General features: G+C 64.2%; 1 protein-coding gene. It reads left to right on the forward strand.

The features are described 5' to 3' along the window. The first annotated feature begins 2 nt into the window (after nucleotides 1–2). The gene (locus tag SO140_RS45785) at nucleotides 3–1,169 is read left to right on the forward strand and encodes an IS110 family RNA-guided transposase (protein WP_474805115.1); all 1,167 of its coding nucleotides are present in this window, start codon (nucleotides 3–5) and stop codon (nucleotides 1,167–1,169) included. Nucleotides 1,170–1,603 lie beyond the last annotated feature (434 nt).

Genomic DNA, 1,603 nt, shown 5'->3' on the forward strand with positions numbered 1-1,603 from the left:
CGATGTTGCTCGATCATCCTTCCGACGGACTGGCCGCTATCCGCACGCAGTTTGGCGCAATTTTTGTGTCATTGGAACTGAGCCGCTCGACATGGCTGGTCACGTCGATGTCGCCCGGCAAGGGCGAGAAGATGTCCAAACACAGCGTGGAGGCCGGCGATATTGCGGAGCTCTTGAAGCTGTTCGCCGAGCTGAAGCGCAAGGCGCAGGCCCGAACGGGTGAGAGCTATCCGATCATCGCGATCCAGGAGGCGGGGCTGGATGGGTTCTGGCTTCACCGCGCTCTGGGGCAGGAAGGCATCGAGAGTCACGTGGTCGATCCGGCCTCGATCGCGACGCCGCGCCGGCGCCGGCGGGCCAAGACGGACAGGCTCGATGGCGAGACGCTGTTGCGGACGCTTCTCGCCTACAAGCGCGGCGAGCCGCGGGTCTGTGCGATGGTCGTTGCCCCCTCTCCGGAAGAAGAGGACCATCGCAGGCTTTGCCGCGAGCGGAAGACCTTGATCGCCGAGCGGATCGAGCATGTGAACCGGATCAAGGGTCTTCTGTTCGCGCAAGGGATATCCGACTACGCGCCGCTGCGGAGCAACCGCCGGGCACGGCTTGAGGCCTTGCGTACCGGCGATGGGCGACTGCTACCGGCGCATTTGAAGGCACAGATCGGCCGCGAGCTCGACCGGCTCGAACTTCTGCTCGGCCAGATCGAGGCCGTGGAGGCCGAACAGGATGCACTGCTGGCTGCGGTGAGAAAGCCTGCAGGCACACCGGCTGCACCGGATCCGGTGACGATGCTGCTGGCCTTGAAGGGAATGGGCCCAAACTTCGCTGCCGTTCTCTGGTTGGAAGCCTTCTACCGCCGGTTCGCCAACCGCCGCCAGATTGCGGCCTATGCCGGTCTTGCGGCCACGCCGTGGCGCAGTGGCGGCATCGAGCGTGAGCAAGGCGTGTCGAAGGCCGGCAATCCGCGCCTGAGAACCACGATGATCCAGCTCGCCTGGTTGTGGGTGCGGCACCAGCCCCAATCGGCCCTGACGCAATGGTTTGACGCGCACAGCGACCGCGGCCGCAAGCGCGCGATCGTGGCACTGGCCCGCAAGCTGCTCGTGGCCCTGTGGAAGTACGTGACGGCTGGCGTCGTGATCGAGGCAGCCGTGATGAAGACCGCCTGAGAATACAGCTCTCCCACCAAGGATACCAATCCGCCGAGGTTGATCAGCCTCGGCCGATCCGGGTGGACGAACCGATGGATTGCATGGCTTCAAACGCCGCAACGAAGAATGGCCTCGTCCTCTCGAGCCTGCCCGCCGCAAGCGGAATGTTGGTGCAGTCGCTATCACGCGACGACCGAATGTGAGTTTGACCTGGCACGCAAACCAGGTTGCCAAACCGGCTCGGCCCTTGGATCACTGACCATAAGGAGTAGTCCACCCCGCCCACGCCCGACCACAACAGCCTGATGGCGTGCTCGATCAAGTCAAGGCCAAGCCGCTTCGCGGCGGCCCTACGGGCCGGCCTTGACTCGACCTGCGCGCGCCATCTTCACACTCCAACGGTCGGGACGAAGAGCTGGCCTGCAATCGAACAAAGAGCTGACCAACCACCT

The organism is Bradyrhizobium sp. UFLA05-108 (assembly GCF_059803455.1).

Coding starts and splice junctions, on each gene's coding strand:
- SO140_RS45785 (WP_474805115.1), top strand. CDS start 3: ATGTTGCTCGATCATCCTTCCGACGGACTGGCCGCTATCCGCACGCAG.